Source organism: Calothrix sp. CBUCES-K 9914 (genome assembly GCF_059640475.1).
Genome location: NZ_JBXXZH010000453.1, coordinates 1 through 3,913 on the forward strand (window position 1 = coordinate 1; position 3,913 = coordinate 3,913).

Genomic DNA, 3,913 nt, shown 5'->3' on the forward strand with positions numbered 1-3,913 from the left:
CAAAATCAAACTAATTTGCAAGTCACACTGCCAGATAGGCAAAGTTATTCAATAAATGCGAATAGTATTAAGCAGCTACCAAAACTCGACTTAGCAACTGTTGAATTCAATAGTACTAAAACGTATAAAGTTGCCAAAATCGGCAATTCCGATCAAACCACAGCTAGCACAACAGTATATATAACAGGTTTTCCGGCTCGAACCGCAGCAATTACTAACCCCGAATATTTTTTCAACAAAGGGCAAGTGAATGCAGTTAGCGCAAAAGGTTTTGAGCAACGCGATGGTTATAACATCATATATAGCGGTATTCAAACAGTACAAGGAATGAGCGGAGGAGCAGTTCTCAACGAACAAGGGGAACTTGTAGGTATTCACGGAAGAGTCGATGAACAAAAAGTCAGCGATAAAAATCAAGGTAAGATAATCACAGGTTTAGGGACGACTATTTATTCAGCGTTGCGCTCAATGTTAGCTGTTGGGGTTGACGTGGGAGTTCGTCCCTCAGATGTAGTTGCCGCAACAACAAATGCGGATGACTTTTATTTTAAAGGTTATGAAAAGTATAACAATCAGGACTACAAGGGTTCTATCGCTGATTATACAGAAGCTATTCGCCTTAATCCCAATTATGCCCAAGCTTATCTCAACCGAGGTTTAGCCCTTAGCCAATCAGGAGATAAACAAGGGGCAATATCCAACTATAACCAAGCACTCAAGATAAAGCCTAACTATTCACTAGCTTATAATAACCGAGGTTTTGCGCTGTATGAGTTGGGGGATAAACAAAAAGCAATATCTGATTACAGCCTAGCTATCAAATATAATCCCGACTCCAGTATAGCATATATTAATAGAGGTGTTGCTTATTACGAATTAGGAGATAACCAAAAGGCAATATCTGACTACAATCAAGCTCTAAAGGTAGACCCCAACAATGGCAACCTTTACTTTAATCGTGCGTTAGTACGCCAACAATTAAAAGACGAGCAAGGAGCAATTGCTGATTACACTCAAGCAATAAAAATCAATCCTAAAGATTACGAAGCGTACTATTATAGAGCAAACATTTATAGAGATTCTCAAAACAAACAAGAGGCAATAGCCGATTACAGTCAAGTACTTAAAATTAATCCAGATTATACTAATGCTTATGTCAACCGAGGTCTTATTTATTATCAACTAGGAGACGACCAAGCAGCAATAAGTAACTACGATCAAGCACTGAAAATAAATTCTAATATCGATATAGCCTATTTTAATCGAGGCTTGGCTCGCACGCGAACGAAAGATTACTCTGGCGCCATCGCTGATTTTAATCAAGCAATTAAATTCAAACCGAATGACTATGAAGCTTATTATTTCCGAGGATATGCTCGCAGCGATTCTGGAGATAAGCAAGGGGCAATAATCGATTACACTCAAGCTATCAAAATTAATCCAAATTATGCTTTAGCTTATTCCACACGAGGTTATACCTATAACGAACTGAAAGACCAACAAAAAGCACTAACCGATTATAACCAAGCTATTAAAATTAAACCTAACTATACTAATGCTTACTATAATCGGGGCATTGTCCGCGATGATTTGGGAGATAAACAAGGAGCAATAGCTGATTATACCCAAGTTATAAAAATTGACCCTAATTACGGCGATGCTTACTACAATCGCGGACTCGTTCGCAAAGAATTACAGGACAAAAAAGGTGCATTAGAAGATTTTCAAAAATCAGCACAGATTTACCAAAAGAATGGTCAAACCGATTCCTATAAAAATGCTATTTATTATGTAACAGAACTTCAAAAATAGCAACTTAACTATTTTGACAGCAAGACAGTATAGAAGAATATCAACAAGATAAATAACTAAATATGAAACTATACACACTATCTTCAGTATTAGTTGGCGCCTCGGTTGTTTTGATTCAATCGCAAACAGCACGCGCGCTTTCCCCACAAGAAGTTCAACAAATGGGTAGAGAAATTACCGTACAAATTATTGACAGCAAAAATAGTAGTAATGCTGGTTCTGGAGTTATCATTAAGCGCGCGCTCAACACTTACACTGTCATCACTTCTTATCACGTAGTTCAAAATCAAAACAATTTGCAAGTAACACTACCAGATAGGCAAAGTTATTCAATAAATGCCAATAATATCAAACAGCTACCAAAACTCGACTTAGCAACTGTTGAATTTAATAGTAGCAACACGTACAAAATTGCTAAAATCGGTAATTCTGATCAAACCACAGCTAGTGCAACAGTATATATAACAGGTTTTCCAGCGCGAACCGCAGTAATTACTAACCCCGAATATTTTTTCAACAAAGGTCAAGTGAATGCTGTTAGCGCAAAAGGTTTTGAGCAACGCGATGGTTATAACATCATATATAGTGGTATTCAAACAGTACAAGGAATGAGCGGAGGGGCAGTTCTCAACGAACAAGGGGAACTCATTGGAATTCACGGAAGAGTCGATGAACAAAGAGTCAGTGATAAAAATCAGGCTAAAATCATTACAGGTTTAGGAACGACTATTTATTCAGCGTTACGTTCAATGTTAGCTATAGGGGTTGACGTAGGAGTGCGTCCCTCAGATGTAGTTGCTGCAAAAACAAATGCAGACGACTCATTTTTTAAAGGTTATGAAAAATATAACAATCAGGATTACAAGGGTGCTATCGCTGAGTATACAGAAGCAATTCGCTTGAATCCAAACTACGCCCAAGCTTATCTCAATCGGGGTTTAGCCATTAGCAAAACAGGAGACAAACAGCTCGCATTATCCAACTACAACCAAGCGCTTAAGCTAAAACCTGACTATGCACTAGCTTACCATAACCGAGGTTTTGTGTTTTATGAGTTGGGAGATAAACAGAAAGCAATATCTGATTATAATCAAGCTATCAAATATAATCCCGACTTTGATTTAGCATATCTTAATAGAGGTCTCGCTTATTACGAATTAGGAGATAACCAAAAGGCAATATCTGATTACAACCAAGCGATAAGGGTAAACCCTAACAATGGCGATGCTTATTATAATCGTGGGTTAGCACGCCGAAGATTGAAAGACGAGAAAGGAGCAATTGCCGATTATACTCAAGCAATTGCAATTAACCCCAAGGATTACGAAGCTTACTACAATAGGGGAAACATTTATAGAGAATCTAAAAATCAACAAGGGGCAATAGCTGACTACAGTCAAGCGCTTAAAATCAATGCAAATTACACTAATGCTTATGTCAACCGAGGTCTTGTTTATTATCAACTAGGAGACGACCAAGCAGCAATAAATAACTATGACCAAGCCCTTAAACTAAATCCTAACATCGATACAGCCTATTTTAATCGAGGCTTGGCTCGTACACGAACAAAAGATTACAAAGGCGCCATCTTAGATTTTGACCAAACAATTAAATTCAGACCCAAGGACTACGAAGCTTATTATTTTAGGGGAACTGCTCGCAGATATTCTGGAGACAAGCAAGGGGCAATAATTGATTATACTCAAGCTATCAACATTAATCCAAAATTTGCTTTAGCCTATTCCACGCGAGGTTATACCTATAACGAACTAAAAGACCCGCAAAAAGCAATTGCCGATTACAATCAAGCCATCAAAATTGACCCTACATACACCTCAGTCTATATCAGCAGAGGGCTTGCATATTATCACTTAGGAGACAATCAAAAAGCAATTGCTGATTACAACCAAGCTCTAAAAGTAGACCCTAACGATGGTGATGCTTATTACAACCGTGGACTCGCGCGTAGAAAATTACAGGACAAAAAAGGAGCATTAGAAGACTTTCAAAAATCAGCACAAATATATCAAAAAACTGGTCAAACAGAATACTACAAAGATGCAATTTATTACATAACAGAACTACAAAAATAATACCGTAG

General features: G+C 37.7%; 2 protein-coding genes. Both read left to right on the top strand.

What is annotated here, in order from left to right; all coding sequences use genetic code 11:
- Window positions 1-1,812: tetratricopeptide repeat protein (locus AC2JBO_RS43710; RefSeq protein WP_496959873.1), on the top strand; the 1,812-nt coding region annotated here is incomplete at its 5' end.
- Window positions 1,813-1,874: 62 nt separating this feature from the next.
- The gene (locus tag AC2JBO_RS43715; RefSeq protein ID WP_496959874.1) at window positions 1,875-3,905 is read left to right on the top strand and encodes a tetratricopeptide repeat protein; all 2,031 of its coding nucleotides are present in this window, start codon (window positions 1,875-1,877) and stop codon (window positions 3,903-3,905) included.
- Window positions 3,906-3,913: the final 8 nt, after the last annotated feature.

What these genes read in the sequence shown, in the direction of transcription:
- AC2JBO_RS43715 (WP_496959874.1), top strand. Translation starts at nt 1,875, where the DNA reads ATGAAACTATACACACTATCTTCAGTATTAGTTGGCGCCTCGGTTGTT.